A 16,918-nucleotide genomic window follows, 5' to 3' on the forward strand; every position below is an offset into this window, starting at 1 on the left:
GGGCCGCCGCTTGGCCTAACCGTCTTTTGCGGGGCGCAACTCGTCGAGCCGGCGCCTGATTGCGTCCAGGTCCGATTGCATTTTCAGGGAGCTGGATTGCAGCGCATCGATATCGGCTTGCATCTTCACCTGCGCCGGCGAGGCCTGGCGGCCCGCCTCAAAAGCCGACTGGACGCTTTGGATCAGCGCCGCGTTGAAGGCGGCGACGCCAAATACCGTGCTCAAGGTCGCGGCGATGCCAGTCGTGACCACTGCGCGTTTCACGCCCACAACGGTTGTTTCGAACTGCTGCATGCGCCGCTCGACGTCACGGGCGCGAAGCTCTTCACGCTCCCGGGCCGCCGCCTCCCGCTCCCGGGCCGCGGCCTCCCGCTCCCGGGCGGCCGCCTCGCGTGCATCGGCACGCTCCCGGGCTGCTTCATCCCGAGCGTCGGCACGCGCCATGTATGCCTCTACCACAGCACGGAACTCAGCCAGTTTCGCGTCCGTGCGGGCGTCGGCTACTTCTTGGCAAGAATCGACGTACTGTTTGGTGGCGGGATCCATCGTTTCATCTTCGGCTGCGGGGGCGGGGATGTCAACCAAGCTCATGGGGAACCTCGTCGGAGTTTCCCGATTATGGCAGCAGCCACCGCCCGCCGCTTAGAGCAGGATCAATCTTTGCCCGCTTTATTGCCAGCCAGGTGGTGTGCGACGAGCGCGTTGGCGTGGCCGTGGCCCATGGCGTGCTCGTTCTTCAGCACCGCTACCATGTCCATATGCTTCATGCCTTTCATGCCTTGCAGCAGCTTGAGCCAATGCTCGACCGGCTTGCCGTATTTGGCTTCGATGGATGGGAAGTAGGAAGATGGGGTACCCATGGCCGGCTCCTTATTGTTCCACCAGCAAAGCCAGCAGGGCCAGCGATTGTTGCCAGCCCATGTAGCACTGGTCGGCCGGGATCACCGCCGGCACTCCCTCCTGCGTGATCTCAACTTCGGTGCCGCAGGATACGGCGCGCAGGATGATGGTGGTGGTCATCTGGCCTGGCAGGTTAGGGTCGTCGAACGCGGCGGTGTAGCGGATTTTCTCGCCCGGATGCAGTTCGAGGTATTCGCCGCCGAACGAGTGCGCAAAGCCGGTGCCGAGGTCGGTGAAGGACATGCGGTACCTGCCGCCCACCCGGGCGTCCATTTCATGCACCTCGCCCAGGTAGCCGTTGGGCGGCAGCCATTTGTTGAAGGCGGCGGCGGTAGTCCATGCTTTGTAGATGCGGTCGGGGGAAGCGCGCAGGACGCGGTGCAGTTTGATGGTGCTGGTCGTCATTTCAGGTCTCCTTGCTGGTGGTTCAGTGGGTTGGTACCAGCACGACGAACCAGGAAACGCGAAATCGACAAAGCGTGGAATTATTCTTTTTGCGCTCCGCGCGGCAGCCGGCGCTTGATCTCATTGATGTCCGTTTGCATTCGCTCTATGTTGGACTGCATTCGAACCATGTTTGATTGCATCTGGGCGATATTTGACTGCATCTGAACGATGGTCGATTGCGTCTGAACGATGGTTGATTGCATCTGAACGATGGTTGATTGCATCTGATCTATGTTCGACTGCATTTTGCCAATGCTCGTTTGCATCTGGCCCATGTCCGACTGCATCCGCGCTTGCACGGGCGACGCCTGGCGGCCGGATTCAAAGGCTGCCTGGATATTCTGGAGGAGGGCGGCGTTAAATGCGGCAACCCCGAATACCGTGCTTAAGGTCGCTGCGATGCCGGTGGTGATGACGGCGCGTTTGACGCCTGCGACGACGATTTCGAACTGCTGCATGCGCCGTTCAACGTCGTGGTGGCGGATCTGTTCCCGTTCCCGAGCCGCCTGGTCGCGCTCCTCCGCGCGCGCGGTGTAACTCTCGATAATGGCACGGAACTCGGCCAGTTTCGCGTCGTTGCGCGCATCGGAAACGGCAAGGGAGGAATCGAGATACTGCTTGGTGGCGGGATCCATAGCTTCATCTTCGGCGGGGAGGTGGGTGATGTCAACCAGGCTCATGGGGCACCTTGAAGTCGGTTCCCCCATTCTGGCGACGCACGCCTCCCGGCGTTTAGACGGGGATCAAGCTATGGCTGAGTCCTTATTGCTCAACCAGCAAAGCCAGCAGGGCCAGCGACTGCTGCCAGCCGATGTAGCACTGGTCAGCCGGGATCACCGCCGGCACGCCCTCCTGGGTGATCTCGACTTCGGTACCGCAGGATACGGGGCGCAGGGTGACGGAGGTGGTCATCTGGCCGGGCAGGTTGGGATCGTCGAACGTGGCGGTGTAGCGGATCTTCTCGCCGGGATGCAGTTCCAGGTATTCGCCGCCGAAGGAGTGCGAGAAGCCGGTGCCGAGGTCGGTGAACGACATGCGCCACTTGCCGCCCACGCGGGCGTCCATTTCATGCACTTCGCCCAGGTAGCCGTTGGGCGGCAGCCATTTGTTGAAGGCGGCGGCGGTGGTCCAGGCTTTGTAGATGCGGTCCGGGGAAGCGCGCAGCACGCGGTGCAGCTTGATGGTGTTGGTGGCCATTTTGAGTCTCCTGGTGGGTGGTTGGTATAGGCACGACGCGCCAGCGCGGCCGAAAACGACGGGATTTACACGGGAAAAGCGAAAATTTTTGTATTCATTAGCAATATTGCACTAAAATGCCGCCCGGCGCAGGGCATTACAGTTGGCAACATGCTTGCACCGTACCCCCGCAATACGCTAAAATTTATGGTTGCCTGACCTAGCGTCTTGCAATAGTAGTAAATTTTCTTATTTTATAAACCCGAATCCCCCCAACAAGGGTGCCCGCAAGGGTCACTGGGCGGATTCCAGACCCAACCCTGGAGTAAATAATGTCTGTAACGATGCGTGAAATGCTGGAAGCCGGCGTCCACTTCGGTCACCAAACCCGTTTCTGGAACCCAAAGATGGCTCCGTTCATCTTCGGCCACCGCAACAAGATTCACATCATCAACCTGGAAAAGACCCTGGCCATGTACCAGGACGCGATGAAAACCATCCGTCAAATCTCCGCTTCCCGTGGCACCATCCTGATGGTTGGCACCAAGCGCCAGGCTCGCGACATCATCGCTGCTGAAGCTCAGCGCGCCGGTGTTCCGTTTGTTGACCAGCGTTGGCTGGGCGGCATGCTGACCAACTTCAAGACCATCAAGACCTCGATCAAGCGCCTGAAAGACATGGAAGCCGCTATCGAAGACGGTTCCGTGGAAAAGCTGACCAAGAAAGACGCACTGCTGTTCCGTCGCGAACTGGACAAGCTGCAGAAGTCGATCGGCGGCATCAAGGATATGGGCGGCGTTCCTGACGCAATCTTCGTGGTGGACGTTGGCTACCACAAAGGCGCGATCACCGAAGCTGCGAAACTGGGCATCCCAGTGATCGGCGTGGTTGATACCAACCACTCCCCAGAAGGCGTGACCCACGTTATCCCTGGCAACGACGACTCCTCCAAAGCGATCACCCTGTACGCCCGCGGCGTGGCAGACGCGATCCTGGAAGGCCGTGCAAACGCCACCACTGAAGTCCTGGAATCGATCAAGACTGCAGCTGGCGACGAGTTCGTAGAAGTTAACGAGCAGGCTTAATTGCCTGGCTGCCGCAAGGCAGCTTCAGCTTGAGAAAGGGGTGGCCCACCAGCTCCCCCTTTTTTTTAAACAGAATCCCCCGGAAGAGCAGGCTGCCCCAGGCGCCGCCCCGGACCAGAATCCCCAACCGAATACAGGAGAATCACATGGCAGCAATTACTGCAGCAATGGTAGGTGAACTGCGCGCTAAGACCGACGCGCCAATGATGGAATGCAAAAAAGCGCTGACCGAAGCCGGCGGCGACATGGACAAAGCAGAAGAGCTGCTGCGCGTTAAGCTGGGCGGCAAAGCTGCCAAGGCTTCCGCACGTATCACCGCTGAAGGCGTGGTTGCTTCCCACATCGCTGGCAACATCGGCGCCCTGGTTGAAGTGAACTCCGAAACCGACTTCGTGGCCAAGAACGACGACTTCCTGGCCCTGGCTGCCCTGGCTGCCAAGCTGGCCGCTGAAAACAACCCAGCTGACGTTGCTGCCCTGCTGGCCCTGCCAGCTGGCAACGGCCAGACCCTGGAAGAAGTGCGCGCTGCCCTGGTTGGCAAAATCGGCGAAAACATGTCGATCCGTCGCTTCCAGCGTTTCGAAACCACCGGCAAGCTGGCTTCCTACCTGCACGGCACCAAGATCGGCGTGATCGTCGAGTTCGAAGGCGCTGACGACCAGGTTGGTAAAGACGTGGCCATGCACATCGCTGCAATGAAGCCAGTGGCGCTGTCCTCCGAAGGCGTGCCTGCTGAGCTGATCGCCAAAGAGCGTTCGGTTGCCCAGGCCAAGTCCGACGAAGACGCAGCTGCCGCTGTTGCCGCTGGCAAGCCAGCCCAGCCAGCCGACATCGTTGCCAAGCGTATCGATGGCGCCGTTGCCAAGTACCTGAAAGAAGTGTCGCTGATGAACCAGGTATTCGTGAAGAACGACAAGCAGACCATCGAGCAGATGCTGAAAGCCGCTAACACCACCGTTAAGGGCTTCACCATGTACGTGGTGGGCGAAGGCATCGAGAAGAAAGTTGACGATTTCGCGGCGGAAGTCGCAGCCCAGATGGCTGCCTCCAAAGGCGCTTAATTAAGAAGAACGGGCCGCAAGGCCCGTTTTTTTAAGCTGCACTTTTAAACCGGGAAACCGGGGTACGGCCGAAGGGCCGGACCCGGCACACGGGGCGGCCCCCGGACCCCGGTTTAATGTTTGTTAAGCCATATTTAAGGCTTTCAAACACGAATATAACGGTGGACAATGGCATTTCCGTTATCATTGCCGCCGAAGCCTGACCGAACAAAACATTGAAAAGGAGCCCCAGCTCATGTCAAAACCAGCCTTCAAGCGCGTCCTCCTGAAATTGTCCGGCGAAGCCCTGATGGGCGACGACCCGTACGGCATCAACCGCGCCACCATCGAGCGCACGGTGGCCGACGTCGCCGAAGTTGCCAAGCTGGGCGTGGAAGTGGCGGTTGTGATTGGCGGTGGCAACATCTTCCGCGGCGTGGCGCCTGGCGCCCAGGGCATGGACCGTGCGACTGCCGACTACATGGGTATGCTGGCTACCGTGATGAACGCGCTGGCGCTGGCCGACGCCATGAAACACGTGGGCGTGACCGCGCGCGTGATGTCGGCGATCGGCATCGAGCAGGTGGTCGAGCCGTATGTGCGCCCGAAAGCGCTGCAGTACCTGGAAGAAGGCAAAGTCGTGATCTTCGCCGCCGGCACCGGCAACCCGTTCTTCACCACCGACACGGCGGCTGCGCTGCGCGGTTCGGAGATGAGCGCGGAAATCGTGCTGAAGGCCACCAAGGTCGACGGCATCTATACCGCCGATCCGAAGAAGGACCCGAACGCCACCATGTATCACAAGATCAGCTTCGACGAAGCGATCGCCAAGCACCTGCAGGTGATGGACGCCACCGCCTTTGCGCTGTGCCGCGACCAGAAGCTGCCGATCAAAGTATTCTCCATCACCAAGCCGGGCGCGTTGATGAACGTGATTATGGGCGAGGAAGAGGGTACACTGGTACACGTTTAATAATATTCAAGTTAAAGCAACAGGAGTTATGAATGTCTACTGCTGACATTAAAAAGAACGCCCAGGACAAAATGGGCAAATCCCTGGAAACCCTGCGCGCCAACCTGGCCAAGGTGCGTACCGGCCGTGCCCACACCGGCATGCTGGACAGCGTGATGGTTGAGTACTACGGCAACCCGACCCCGATCAACCAGGTGGCCAACCTGACCCTGGTCGATGCGCGCACCATCGGCGTGACCCCGTTTGAAAAGAAAATGGGCGCCGCCATCGAAAAGGCGATCCGCGATTCCGACCTGGGCCTGAACCCGGCGTCGCAGGGCGACACCATCCGCGTGCCGACCCCACCGCTGAACGAAGAGCGCCGCAAGGAAATGGTCAAGCTGTGCAAGGGCGAAGGCGAAGACGCCAAGGTCGCCGTGCGCAACATCCGCCGCGATGCCAACGAGGCCATGAAGAAGCTGGTCAAGGACAAGGCGATCTCGGAAGACGAGGAGCGCCGTGGCGTGGATGAGGTGCAGAAGCTGACCGACAAGTTCATCGCCGACATCGACAAGATCGTTGCCGAAAAAGAGAAAGAAGTCCTGACCGTCTAAAGGTCGCGAAAACCTGAGCAAAGGCAGGGGTCTGACCCTCAGGGTCAGGCCCCGGTTTTTTGGTTTTTAGTATAAGAAGCTATGAAATATTCGAGTTCGACGACCGGAGTGCCCGATGCGCCGAAGGTGCCGCGCCACCTGGCCATCATCATGGACGGCAACGGACGCTGGGCAACCAAGCGTTTCCTGCCACGCGTGGCAGGCCACGTGAAAGGCGTGGAAGCGGTGCGTACCGTGGTGGAAGCCTGCGCCTTGCGCGGCATCGAGTACCTGACCGTCTTTGCGTTCAGCTCCGAGAACTGGCGCCGGCCGGAAGAGGAAGTTTCGCTGCTGATGAAACTCTTCGTTACGGCCCTGGAGCGCGAGGTGTCGAAGATGCATGCGAATAATATCCGGCTGAAGGTGGTGGGCGACCTGTCGCGCTTCGATGCCAAGCTGCAGGACATGATCGCCAATGCCGAGCGCAAGACCGCCAACAACACCCGCATGACCGTTACCGTGTGCGCCAACTACGGCGGGCGCTGGGATATCATGCAGGCCATCGGCAAGATGGTGGCCGAACACCCGGGCGTGACCGATTTCTCCGAAGAGCAGCTGGCGCCGTACCTGTCGATGGCTTACGCGCCGGAACCGGACCTGTTCATCCGCACCGGCGGCGAGGAGCGCATCTCCAACTTCCTGCTGTGGCAACTGGCGTATACGGAGCTGTACTTCACCGATACCTACTGGCCCGACTTCAATGCCGAACGCCTGGACGAGGCGATTGCCTCCTACCAGAACCGTGAACGCCGCTTTGGCCGCACTGGCGACCAGGTGGCCCAGAAAAGCTAAACAAGCATGCTGAAAACCCGCGTGATTACTGCCGTCCTGCTGCTGGCGGTACTGCTGCCCGTCCTGTTCTCCGGCTACCAGCCGGCGGTGGACGTGGTGGTGACCATCTTCTTCGCCGCCGCCGTGTGGGAAGCCTTCCGCCTGTTCCAGAACCGCGCCGCGCTGGTGGTGGCCGGCGCCTGGACCGCGGCCTTCGTATACACCTTCTTCTTCAGCGCCGGCCTGGAGCAGGCCAAGTTCTGGCTCGCCATTGGCGCCGCCATCTGGCTGATCCGCTTCGCGCCGGCCCTGAAACTGGGCTTGCCGCCGGTGGACGGTACCGGCAGCACCATGCTCAGCATGGTGTACGCCGCCACCCTGGTGTCCTGCTTCGTCGCCATCCTGCTGCTGTTCGCGCGCGGCCCGGTCTACCTGCTGTCGGTGATGGCGGTGGTATGGGCGGCCGACATCTTTGCCTATTTCTCGGGCAAGGCCTTCGGCAAGCACAAACTGGCGCCGACCATCTCTCCGGGCAAATCGTGGGAAGGCGCGGTGGGTGGCCTGCTGGCCGTGCTGCTGCTGGCGATCGTGACCGTGCTGCTGGCGCCTTCGGTGCCGCTGCTGCAGGATACTTTCGCCGTACGCCTGGCCGAGCGCATGGGCTGGGGCATCATGCTGGCGGTGCTGGTGCTGGTGGTTGCCGCCTCCATCGTCGGCGACCTGTTTGAATCCATGCTCAAGCGCCGCGCCGGCATGAAGGACAGCAGCAACCTGCTGCCTGGCCATGGCGGCGTGCTTGACCGTATCGACGCGCTGGTGCCGGTGCTGCCCATTGCCGCGTTGATCACCCCAAGGCTGTTCTAAGGAATTCCATGCAACGCATTACCATCCTCGGCGCCACCGGTTCCATCGGCGTCTCCACGCTGGACGTCATCGCGCGCCACCCGGACCGTTATTCCGTCTACGCGCTGACCGCGCATAGCCGCGTCGAAGAACTGGCGGCGCAGTGCATCCAGTTCCGCCCGGCGCGCGCCGTGGTCGGCAGCGCCGCCGGCGCCGAGCAGCTGGCAGCCTTGCTGCGCGCCGCCGGCTGCCGCACGGAAGTGGAGTGGGGTGAGGCCGCCCTGTGCGCCGTGTCCGCCGCCGCCGAGACCGATGCCGTGATGGCCGCCATCGTCGGCGCCGCCGGCCTGGCGCCGACCCTGGCCGCCGCGCGCGCCGGCAAGAAGGTCATGCTGGCCAATAAGGAAGCGCTGGTCATGTCCGGCCAGCTGTTCATGGACGCCGTGGCCGCCAGCGGCGCGCTGCTGCTGCCGATCGACTCCGAGCACAACGCGATTTTCCAGTGCCTGCCGCAGAACTTTGGCCGCGCGCCGGCGGCGGCCGGCGTCACCAAGGTGCTGCTGACCGCCTCCGGCGGCCCGTTCCTGAAGCGCGACGTCGCCACGCTGGAGAACGTCACCCCGGATGAAGCCTGCAAGCACCCGAAGTGGGTCATGGGCCGCAAGATTTCGGTGGATTCCGCCACCATGATGAACAAGGGCCTGGAAGTGATCGAGGCGCACTGGCTGTTCGGCGCCTCCGCCGAGCAGATCGAAGTGGTGATCCACCCGCAGTCGGTGGTGCATTCCATGGTGTCCTACAATGACGGTTCGGTGCTGGCTGAGCTGGGCAATCCGGACATGCGCACGCCCATCGCGCACGCGCTGGCCTACCCGGAGCGTATTGCCTCGGGCGTGGCGCAGCTGGACCTGACGCAAGTCGGTACGCTGCAGTTCGAAAAGCCGGACTTCAACCGCTTCCCCTGCCTGGCGCTGGCGTTCGAGGCGCTGCGCGCCGGCGGCACGGCGCCAGCCCTGCTGAACGCGGCCAACGAGGTGGCGGTGCAAGCCTTCCTGGATGAGCGGATCGGCTTCCGCCGCATCGACCGCGTGATCGCCCAGGTGATGGACGAGCTGCCGCACGGCGCGGCCAGCAGCATCGAGGCCGTGATGGCGCAGGACGCGCTGGCGCGCGCTGCTGCGGAACGTATTATTTCGGGATAATCCAGGAGGGCCAGCCATGGACGCCTTGCGCACAATCCTCGCCACCATCGTCTGTCTCGGCTCCCTGATCGTGATCCACGAACTGGGCCACTACCTGGTGGCGCGCTGGTGCGGGGTGAAGGTGCTGCGCTTTTCGGTCGGCATGGGCCGCGTGGTCTGGATGCGCCGCTTCGGCAAGGACCAGACCGAGTGGGCCCTGTCCGCCATCCCGCTGGGCGGCTACGTCAAGATGCTGGACGCGCGCGAAACCGAGCTGGCCGGCCTGCCGCCGCAGGACCTGGCGCGCGAATTCACCCGCCAGAACGTCTGGAAGCGCATCGCCATCGTCGCTGCCGGCCCGCTGGCCAACTTCCTGCTTGCCATTGCACTGTATGCCGGCCTGTATATGTCCGGTGTGCGCGAACCGGCGGCGCGCCTGGCCGAGCCGGCGGCCGCCAGCGCCGCTGCGGCGGCCGGCCTGCAGCGCGGCGACCAGGTGAAAACCGTCAACGGCGAAGCGGTGCAGGGCTGGTCAGAGCTGCGCTGGGCCATCATCCAGGCTGCCATCCATAAAGAGGATTTGCGCATCGAAGCCGAACGCCCCGGCTACGGCGTCGTGCGCGCCACCTTGCCGGCAGCGGCGGCGGCCGGCATCAAGCTGGAGGACGACGTGCCGAGCGCCCTCGGCCTGGACCTGATGCGGCCGCCGGCCGTGATCGGCCGCACGGAGGAGGGCGGCGCCGCGCGCCGCGGCGGCATGCTGAAGGGCGACGTGGTGCTGGCCGTGGACGGCCAGGCGGTGAACGACGCGCGCGCCTTCCTGCGCGAAGTGCAGCGCGCCCCGGGCCGCACCCTGGCGGTCACCGTGCAGCGCGACGGCAAGCCGGTGCAGCTGTCCATCACGCCGGAGGCGGTGGAGGACAAAGGCGCCAACAGCAAAGGCCTTGTAACAGTCGGTAAGATCAAGGCCGAACTGGTGGGCGCGGTTGATACGATAGTGGTGCATTACGGCCCGCTGGAAGCGGGCGCCAAGGCGGTGCGGCAGGTGGCGGAAACCTGCAGCATGACCCTGCGCATCCTGGGCCGCATGATCGTCGGCGAGGTTTCGCTGAAAAACATTACCGGCCCGATTACCATCGCTGAATATGCCGGTGAAACGGCGAAAATGGGCGCCGAGTCTTTTATCGCCTTCGTCGCCTTTATCAGCGTGAGCCTTGGCTTAATGAATTTGCTGCCAATTCCTGTTCTGGATGGGGGGCATTTGCTGTATTATTCGCTGGAAGTTTTGACCGGGCGTCCTGTTTCGGAGCGTATTGCCGATCTGGCGCAGCGTATTGGACTGGGATTGCTGGTGTCTTTAATGGCGCTGGCGATATTCAATGACCTGGCCCGGAAGCTTTAATATTTTTCGATTTGCCGATGAAATTACACACTGATCGTATCGCCCCCAATTTCCGCCGCAGCCTGGTAGGCGCCGCTGTCCTGGCAATCTGCTCCGGCAGCGCCCTGGCCGCCGAGCCGTTCGTCGTCAAGGATATCCGTGTCGAAGGCATCCAGCGTACCGAAGCCGGTACCGTATTCAGCTACCTGCCGGTGCGCGTGGGCGAAACCTTCAGTGATGACAAGAGCGTGGCCACCATCAAGGCCCTGTACGCGACCGGCATTTTCAAGGATGTGAAACTGGAGCGCGACGGCAACGTGCTGGTCGTGATCGTGGAGGAGCGCCCGGCCATCGCCAAGGTGGACTTCAAAGGCACCCACGAGTTCGAGAAGGACATGCTGATCAAGGCGCTGAAGGATATCGGCGTCGGCGAAGCCAAGACCTTCGACAAGGCATCGGTCGACCGCGCCGAGCAGGAGCTGAAGCGCCAGTACCTGTCGCGCGGCCTGTACGGCGTGAAGGTCACCACCACCGTGACCCCGATGGAGCGTAACCGCGTCAGCATCGACTTCGAGGTCGACGAAGGCGAAGTGGCGCGCATCAAGCAGATCAGCTTCGTCGGTAACAAGGCCTTCAGCGACAAAGAGCTGCGCGAACAGATCGCCCTGAATACCGGCGGCTGGTTCAGCTGGTACACCAAGGCCGACCAGTATTCCAAGACCAAACTGAATGGCGATATCGAATCCCTCAAGTCCTTCTATACGGACCAGGGTTATATCGAGATGAATGTGGATTCCACCCAGGTGTCGATCACCCCGGACAAGAAGGACATCTACATCACCATCAATATCACCGAAGGCGAGAAATACACCGTCTCGGACATCAAGTTCGAAGGCGAAATGTACGGCCGCGAGGACGAACTGCGCCAGCTGGTGCTGCTGAAAAAGGGCAAGCTGTACTCCGGCAAGCTGCTGACCGCCACCAACAAGCTGATCACCGACCGCCTGGGCACCTTCGGCTTCGCCTTCGCCAACGTGAACGCGAACCCGGAAATCGACCAGCAGAAGCGCGAAGTCGCCTTCACCTTTATCGTCGACCCGGGCAAGCGCGCCTACGTGCGCCACATCAACATCTCGGGCAACACCACCACCCGCGACGAGGTCATTCGCCGCGAGTTCCGCCAGTTCGAATCGAGCTGGTACGACGCCAACAAGATCAAGCAGTCGCGCGACCGCGTCGACCGCACCGGCTACTTCAAGGACGTGACGGTCGATACGCCGGAAGCGCAGGGCACCTCCGACCAGGTTGACATCAACCTGACCGTGGTGGAACGCCCGACCGGCAACTTCCAGATCGGCGGCGCTTTCTCGCAGGCCGAGAAGTTCACCTTCAACGCTGCGATCCAGCAGGCCAACTTTGCCGGTTCCGGCAATACCGTGGGCCTGGAGCTGAACACCTCCAAGTACAGCCGCACCATCGCCTTCAACCACACCAACCCGTACTTCACCGAAGACGGCGTGTCGCGCAGCTACGAGCTTTACCTGCGTACCTTCCGCCCGCCAGCAGTGAACTCGGGCCTGTACAACATCAAGCAGACCGGCGGCCGCATCAACTTCGGCGTGCCGTTCTCCGAGACCGACACCGTGTTCTTCGGCCTGGGCCTGGAGAAATCGCGCGTGGAAACCGACGAATCGTCGCCGGCCTACTTCCTGCAGTACGTGCGCGACCTGGGCGGCCCGGCCAGCGGTATCGGTTCGGTCAACGCCTACTCGGTGCCGCTGACCGTGGCCTGGGCGCGCGACAGCCGCGATTCGGCCATGACCCCGACCATCGGCTTCATGCAGCGTATCAACCTGGAGCTGGACGCGATCGGCGAGACCAAGTACTGGCGTACCGTGTACGAGTCGCAGTGGTACAAGCCGCTGACCAACAAGATCACGCTGGCCCTGAAAGGCGAGTTCGATTACGGCCGCGGCTTCAGCGGCAAGCGCTATCCTGTGTTTAAGAACTTCTACGCCGGCGGCATCGGTTCGGTGCGCGGCTACGCCAGCTCCTCGCTGGGCGTGGTCGACCCGCGCTTCGGCGACACGCTGGGCGGCGCCTCGCGCCTGATCCTGAACACCGAGCTGCAGATGCCGTTCCCGGGCCAGGGCCAGGACCGTTCGCTGCGCTGGTTCGGCTTCCTCGATGGCGGCCAGGTGTACCAGGAGCGCGCCAAGATGCGCCTGTCGGAGCTGCGCTTCTCCGCCGGCCTGGGTCTGAGCTGGATTTCCCCGGTCGGCCCGCTGAAGTTGAGTTATGCTTTGCCTCTGAATGAAAAGTTTGGCGACCGCCTGGAACGCTTCCAGTTCCAGATGGGTACCGGCTTCTAATTGCTGCAAAGCAACGTCTTTTTATACGGAGAATGAAGTTGAAGACTGCCACCGCTACGCTGAGCAAAATGGCTGCCGTCCTGGCGCTGGGCTTCCTGGCCACGGCGCCGGCACACGCGCAGTCCTCCAAGATTGCCTGGTTGAGCGCCGAGCGCATCTACAACGAGTCGAAGCTGGCGAAACTGGCCGACAACAAGCTGCGCGAAGAGTTTTCCAGCCGCGAGAAGGCGCTGCAGGAACTGGCGGCCCGCTCCAAGGCGGCGGCCGAAAAATGGGAAAAGGAAGGCGCCATCAAGCCCGAGCCTGAGCGCAGCCGGCTGCAGCGCGAAGCCTACGAGGCCGACCTGAACTTCCAGCGCCGCCAGCGCGAGTTCCGCGAAGACCTGAGCCAGCGCACCAACGAGGAGCGCGCGGCGATCGCCGAAAAAGCGACCAAGATCATCAAGCAGATCGCAACGACCGAAGGCTTCGACATCGTCCTGCAGGACGCCGTCTGGGCCAGCCCGCGCATCGACATCACCAACAAGGTGCTGGAAGCGCTGGACAAATAACAAACAGATTGGATTTCTAAGATGGGCCTTCGACTAGGAGAACTGGTCGAGCGCCTGGGCGGCCAACTGGTGGGGGACCCGGAACTTTATGTGACGGGTATCGCGCCGTTGACCGATGCAGGCGCTTCGCAGATCAGCTTCCTCAGTAACAGCAAATTCCGCTCGCAGGCGGGGCAAAGCCAGGCGGCGGCCCTGATTGTCAGCGTCAATGACGATGCCACCGTGGCAGAAGCCTACAAAGGCGCCCGCATCGTCGTCAAGAATCCCTATGTGTACTTCGCCCGCGCCGCGCAGATTTTCGAGGCGCAGACGGCCTACGTGCGTCCGGCCGGCGTGCACCCGACCGCCTTTGTCGACCCGGCCGCCAAGGTCGACCCGGGCGCCCACATCGGCCCCAAAGTGGTGGTGGAAGCGGGCGCCGTGATCGGCGCCGGCGTGGTGCTCGATGCCGGCTGCTATATCGGGCGCGACGCGCAGGTGGGCGAGGGCACGCACTTCTTCGCCAACGTGACCTTCCACGCCAAGTGCGTGATCGGCAAGCGCGGCATCATCCACTCGGGCGCCGTGATCGGCACCGACGGCTTCGGCTTCGCCAACGACGGCGGCGTGTACGTGCGCATTCCCCAGGTGGGGCGCGTGCTGATCGGCGACGACGTCGACATCGGCGCCAACACCACGGTCGACCGCGGCGCGCTGGCCGATACCATTATTGAAGACGGCGTGAAGCTGGACAACCAGATCCAGATCGGCCACAACTGCGTGATCGGCGCGCACACCGCCATGGCCGGCTGCGTCGGCGTGGCCGGCAGCGCGAAGATCGGCAAGCACTGCACGTTCGGCGGGGCGGCCATGATCCTGGGCCACCTGACCATTGCGGACAACGTGCATATTTCATCGGGCAGCCTGGTATCGCGCTCGATTTCCGAACCCGGCCAGTACACGGGCATCTACCCGCTGGCCAAAAACAGCGATTGGGAGAAGTCGGCAGCCATAGTCCGCAACCTGCCGACGATGCGCGATAAAATGCGCGCGCTGGAAAAAACCATTAAAACTAAAACCGAAGACGAAGAATCATGACCACTACCGAAACCAAAACGATGGACATCTGCGAGATCAAGGCCTACCTGCCGCACCGCTACCCGCTGCTGCTGGTTGACCGCGTCATCTCCTACGAGGAGAACAAGTCCATCACCGCCATCAAGAACGTGACCGTGAACGAAGAGTTCTTCAACGGCCACTTCCCGCACAAGCCGGTCATGCCGGGCGTGCTGATGATCGAAGCGATGGCGCAAACCGCAGCCCTGCTGTCGTTCAAGTCCATGGGCATCAAGCCGGACGAGAATTCGGTGGTGTACTTCGTCGGCATCGACAACGCCCGCTTCAAGCGCCCGGTCGGCCCCGGCGACCAGCTGAAGATGGACGTGGAAATCCTGCGCAATGCGCGCGGCATCTGGAAATACAAGGCGGTCGGCTCGGTCGACGGCCAGGTGGCGCTGGAAGCTGAACTGATGTGCACCATCCGCGCCGTGGAGTAAGACTATGGCAAACATCCACCCAACCGCAATCGTCGACCCGAAGGCCGAACTGGCCGCGGGCGTCGAGATCGGCGCTTACACGATCATTGGCCCGAACGTGGTGATTGGCGAGAACACCGTGGTGGGCCCGCACGTCGTGATCGAGGGCCATACCACGATCGGCAAGAACAACAAGTTCTTCCAGTTTTCCTCCATCGGCGCCGCGCCGCAGGACAAGAAGTGGAAGGGCGAACCGACACGCCTCGAGATCGGCGACGACAACACCATCCGCGAGTTCTGCACCTTCAACCTGGGTACGGTGCAGGACAAGGGCGTGACCAAACTCGGTAACAACAACTGGATCTCGGCCTACGTCCACCTGGCGCACGACTGCGTGGTCGGCAACAACACCATCTTCTCGAACAACGCGCAGATGGCCGGCCACGTGGAGATTGGCGACTGGGTCATCATGTCCGGCTTCGCCAACGTGCACCAGTTCTGCAAGATCGGCGCCCACGCCTTTGTCGGCATGAGCACCAGCCTGACGCAGGACGTGCCGCCGTACGTTCTGCTGAACGGCAACCCGGCCGCCGCCCATGGCGTCAATATCGAAGGCTTGAAACGCCGCGGCTTCAGCCGCGAGCAGATCAACGCCATCCGCAACGCGTACAAGATCCTGTACCGTTCCGGCCTGACGCTGGAAGAAGCCAAGGCGGCGATGATCGAAGCCGAAGCCGGCCTGCCGGAAGACTGCGCCGCCGCCGCGCGCTCGATGCGCGAGTTCCTCGATACGACGACCCGTGGCATCGTCCGCTGACGTCTCGATCGCAGTCGTCGCCGGCGAACCGTCCGGCGACCTGCTGGCGGGCCGCCTGCTGGGCGGCCTGCGCCCGCACCTGCCCGAAGCCCGCTTCCACGGCATCGGCGGGCCCGCCATGCAGGCGCACGGCTTTGAATCGCAATGGCCGCTCGAGAAGATGACGGTGCGCGGCCTGTTCGAGATCATCCCGCGCTACCGCGAGCTGAAAGGCATCCAGAACAGCCTGCGCGACCAGCTGCTGGCCGAACGGCCGGCCTGCTTCATCGGCGCCGACTACCCCGGCTTCAACCTTGGGCTGGAAGCGCAGCTGCGCGACGCCGGCATCCCGACCGTGCATTACATCGGCCCGCAGATCTGGGCCTGGCGCGGCGGCCGCATCAAGAAAATCATCAAATCGGTCTCGCACATGCTGGTGATCTTCCCGTTCGAGGAAGAGATCTACAGGAACGCCGGCGTGCCCGTGACTTACGTCGGCCACCCGCTGGCCGAAGTGATTCCTGTGCAGCCGGACGAAGCGGCCGCGCGCCGCCAGCTCGGCCTGGCCGAAGACGCCAACGTGGTCTGTGTCATGCCCGGCAGCCGCATGGGCGAACTGAAGTACAACACGGCCGCCTTCATCGGCGCCTGCAAGCTGCTGCTGCAGCGCGACCGCTCGCTCAAGTTCGTGGTGCCGATGGCCGGCGAAAAGCAGCGCCAGTACTTCCTGCAGCTGATCGCCGAAGCGGGCCTGCAGGACATTGAGCTGATGCTGCTGGACGGCCAGTCGCACACCGCCATCTGCGCCGCCGACGCCGTGCTGGTCGCCTCCGGCACCGCCTCGCTGGAAGTGGCGCTGTTCAAGAAGCCGATGGTCATCGCCTACAAGATGATGGCCGCCAGCTGGCACATCATGCGCCACATGGGCTACCAGCCCTGGATTGGGCTGCCGAACATCCTGGCGCGCGAGTTCCTCGTGCCGGAGCTGCTGCAGAACGCCGCCAGCGCCGAAGCGCTGGCCGAGGCCATGTGGAAGCAGCTGAGCGACGCCCCGCACCGCCTGCAGCTGGCGCAACGTTTCACCGACATGCATCACAGCCTGCTGCGCAACAGCGCCCAGGAAGGCGCCGCCGCAGTCTTGAAAGTCATCAACAGATAGGGGAGTTCGAGGGCCAGGTGGGGTAGAAAAAATGGGAAAAATGGGGACGTACCCCATTTTTTCCGCTGCGCGGAAAAATGGGGTACGTCCCCATTTT

The 16,918-nt window shown here is 62.4% G+C and carries 19 protein-coding genes; 14 read left to right on the plus strand and 5 right to left on the minus strand.

Translation table 11 applies throughout. The features are described 5' to 3' along the window. Positions 1-15: 15 nt before the first annotated feature. The 5 genes from ACE3TQ_RS18185 to ACE3TQ_RS18205 form a co-directional block, all read right to left on the minus strand. Positions 16-591 (minus strand): hypothetical protein, encoded by a 576-nt coding sequence (locus ACE3TQ_RS18185; protein ID WP_374583702.1) that lies wholly within the window; start codon positions 589-591, stop codon positions 16-18. 62 nt (positions 592-653) lie between these two features. Beyond that, a complete protein-coding gene (locus ACE3TQ_RS18190; protein WP_374583703.1) occupies positions 654-860 on the minus strand; it encodes a DUF4287 domain-containing protein in 207 nt (68 codons plus the stop codon). A 10-nt stretch (positions 861-870) separates the two neighbouring features. After that, entirely contained in the window at positions 871-1,305 is a 435-nt protein-coding gene (locus tag ACE3TQ_RS18195) for an SRPBCC family protein (RefSeq protein ID WP_374583704.1), read from the minus strand. An 80-nt stretch (positions 1,306-1,385) separates the two neighbouring features. Then, positions 1,386-2,027 carry a hypothetical protein gene (locus tag ACE3TQ_RS18200; RefSeq protein WP_374583705.1) on the minus strand — a complete coding sequence of 214 codons (642 nt, stop codon included), beginning with the start codon at positions 2,025-2,027 and terminating at the stop codon, positions 1,386-1,388. Between the two features lie 82 nt (positions 2,028-2,109). Then, positions 2,110-2,544: an SRPBCC family protein gene (locus ACE3TQ_RS18205; protein WP_374583706.1), complete on the minus strand. Its 435-nt coding sequence runs from the start codon at positions 2,542-2,544 to the stop codon at positions 2,110-2,112. Positions 2,545-2,855: 311 nt separating this feature from the next. Between ACE3TQ_RS18205 and rpsB the strand changes: the two genes are divergently transcribed. From rpsB to lpxB, 14 genes are all read left to right on the plus strand, one after another. Further along, on the plus strand, positions 2,856-3,608 hold the full coding sequence (rpsB, locus tag ACE3TQ_RS18210; protein WP_374583707.1) for a 30S ribosomal protein S2: 753 nt from the start codon (positions 2,856-2,858) through the stop codon (positions 3,606-3,608). A 146-nt stretch (positions 3,609-3,754) separates the two neighbouring features. Then, on the plus strand, positions 3,755-4,669 hold the full coding sequence (gene tsf / locus ACE3TQ_RS18215; protein WP_374583708.1) for a translation elongation factor Ts: 915 nt from the start codon (positions 3,755-3,757) through the stop codon (positions 4,667-4,669). A 235-nt stretch (positions 4,670-4,904) separates the two neighbouring features. After that, a complete protein-coding gene (pyrH, locus tag ACE3TQ_RS18220) occupies positions 4,905-5,621 on the plus strand; it encodes a UMP kinase (RefSeq protein ID WP_374583709.1) in 717 nt (238 codons plus the stop codon). A 32-nt stretch (positions 5,622-5,653) separates the two neighbouring features. After that, positions 5,654-6,214 (plus strand): ribosome recycling factor, encoded by a 561-nt coding sequence (gene frr, locus ACE3TQ_RS18225; protein ID WP_374583710.1) that lies wholly within the window; start codon positions 5,654-5,656, stop codon positions 6,212-6,214. 81 nt (positions 6,215-6,295) lie between these two features. After that, on the plus strand, positions 6,296-7,045 hold the full coding sequence (uppS, locus tag ACE3TQ_RS18230) for a polyprenyl diphosphate synthase (RefSeq protein ID WP_374583711.1): 750 nt from the start codon (positions 6,296-6,298) through the stop codon (positions 7,043-7,045). 6 nt (positions 7,046-7,051) lie between these two features. Beyond that, positions 7,052-7,888 carry a phosphatidate cytidylyltransferase gene (locus ACE3TQ_RS18235; RefSeq protein ID WP_374583712.1) on the plus strand — a complete coding sequence of 279 codons (837 nt, stop codon included), beginning with the start codon at positions 7,052-7,054 and terminating at the stop codon, positions 7,886-7,888. Positions 7,889-7,896: 8 nt separating this feature from the next. Beyond that, positions 7,897-9,069 (plus strand): 1-deoxy-D-xylulose-5-phosphate reductoisomerase, encoded by a 1,173-nt coding sequence (gene ispC / locus ACE3TQ_RS18240; RefSeq protein WP_374583713.1) that lies wholly within the window; start codon positions 7,897-7,899, stop codon positions 9,067-9,069. 16 nt (positions 9,070-9,085) lie between these two features. Beyond that, positions 9,086-10,450: an RIP metalloprotease RseP gene (gene rseP, locus ACE3TQ_RS18245; RefSeq protein ID WP_374583714.1), complete on the plus strand. Its 1,365-nt coding sequence runs from the start codon at positions 9,086-9,088 to the stop codon at positions 10,448-10,450. A 17-nt stretch (positions 10,451-10,467) separates the two neighbouring features. Beyond that, positions 10,468-12,801, plus strand: a complete 2,334-nt coding sequence (gene bamA, locus ACE3TQ_RS18250) for an outer membrane protein assembly factor BamA (protein WP_374583715.1) — start codon at positions 10,468-10,470, stop codon at positions 12,799-12,801. 32 nt (positions 12,802-12,833) lie between these two features. Continuing rightward, a complete protein-coding gene (locus ACE3TQ_RS18255; protein ID WP_374583716.1) occupies positions 12,834-13,352 on the plus strand; it encodes an OmpH family outer membrane protein in 519 nt (172 codons plus the stop codon). 21 nt (positions 13,353-13,373) lie between these two features. Then, entirely contained in the window at positions 13,374-14,429 is a 1,056-nt protein-coding gene (gene lpxD / locus ACE3TQ_RS18260) for a UDP-3-O-(3-hydroxymyristoyl)glucosamine N-acyltransferase (protein WP_374583717.1), read from the plus strand. Then, positions 14,426-14,887, plus strand: coding sequence for a 3-hydroxyacyl-ACP dehydratase FabZ (gene fabZ, locus ACE3TQ_RS18265; protein WP_374583718.1), 462 nt, complete (start codon positions 14,426-14,428; stop codon positions 14,885-14,887). The genes lpxD and fabZ overlap by 4 nt, the downstream gene beginning before the upstream one ends. Before the next feature lie 4 nt (positions 14,888-14,891). Beyond that, the gene (gene lpxA, locus ACE3TQ_RS18270) at positions 14,892-15,683 is read left to right on the plus strand and encodes an acyl-ACP--UDP-N-acetylglucosamine O-acyltransferase (RefSeq protein WP_374583719.1); all 792 of its coding nucleotides are present in this window, start codon (positions 14,892-14,894) and stop codon (positions 15,681-15,683) included. After that, positions 15,667-16,821 (plus strand): lipid-A-disaccharide synthase, encoded by a 1,155-nt coding sequence (gene lpxB, locus ACE3TQ_RS18275; RefSeq protein WP_374583720.1) that lies wholly within the window; start codon positions 15,667-15,669, stop codon positions 16,819-16,821. Before lpxA ends, lpxB begins: the two co-directional genes overlap by 17 nt. Positions 16,822-16,918: the final 97 nt, after the last annotated feature.

It is taken from the genome of Pseudoduganella sp. (assembly GCF_041914865.1).
In the GTDB taxonomy this organism is placed as follows: Bacteria; Pseudomonadota; Gammaproteobacteria; order Burkholderiales; family Burkholderiaceae_D; genus Rugamonas.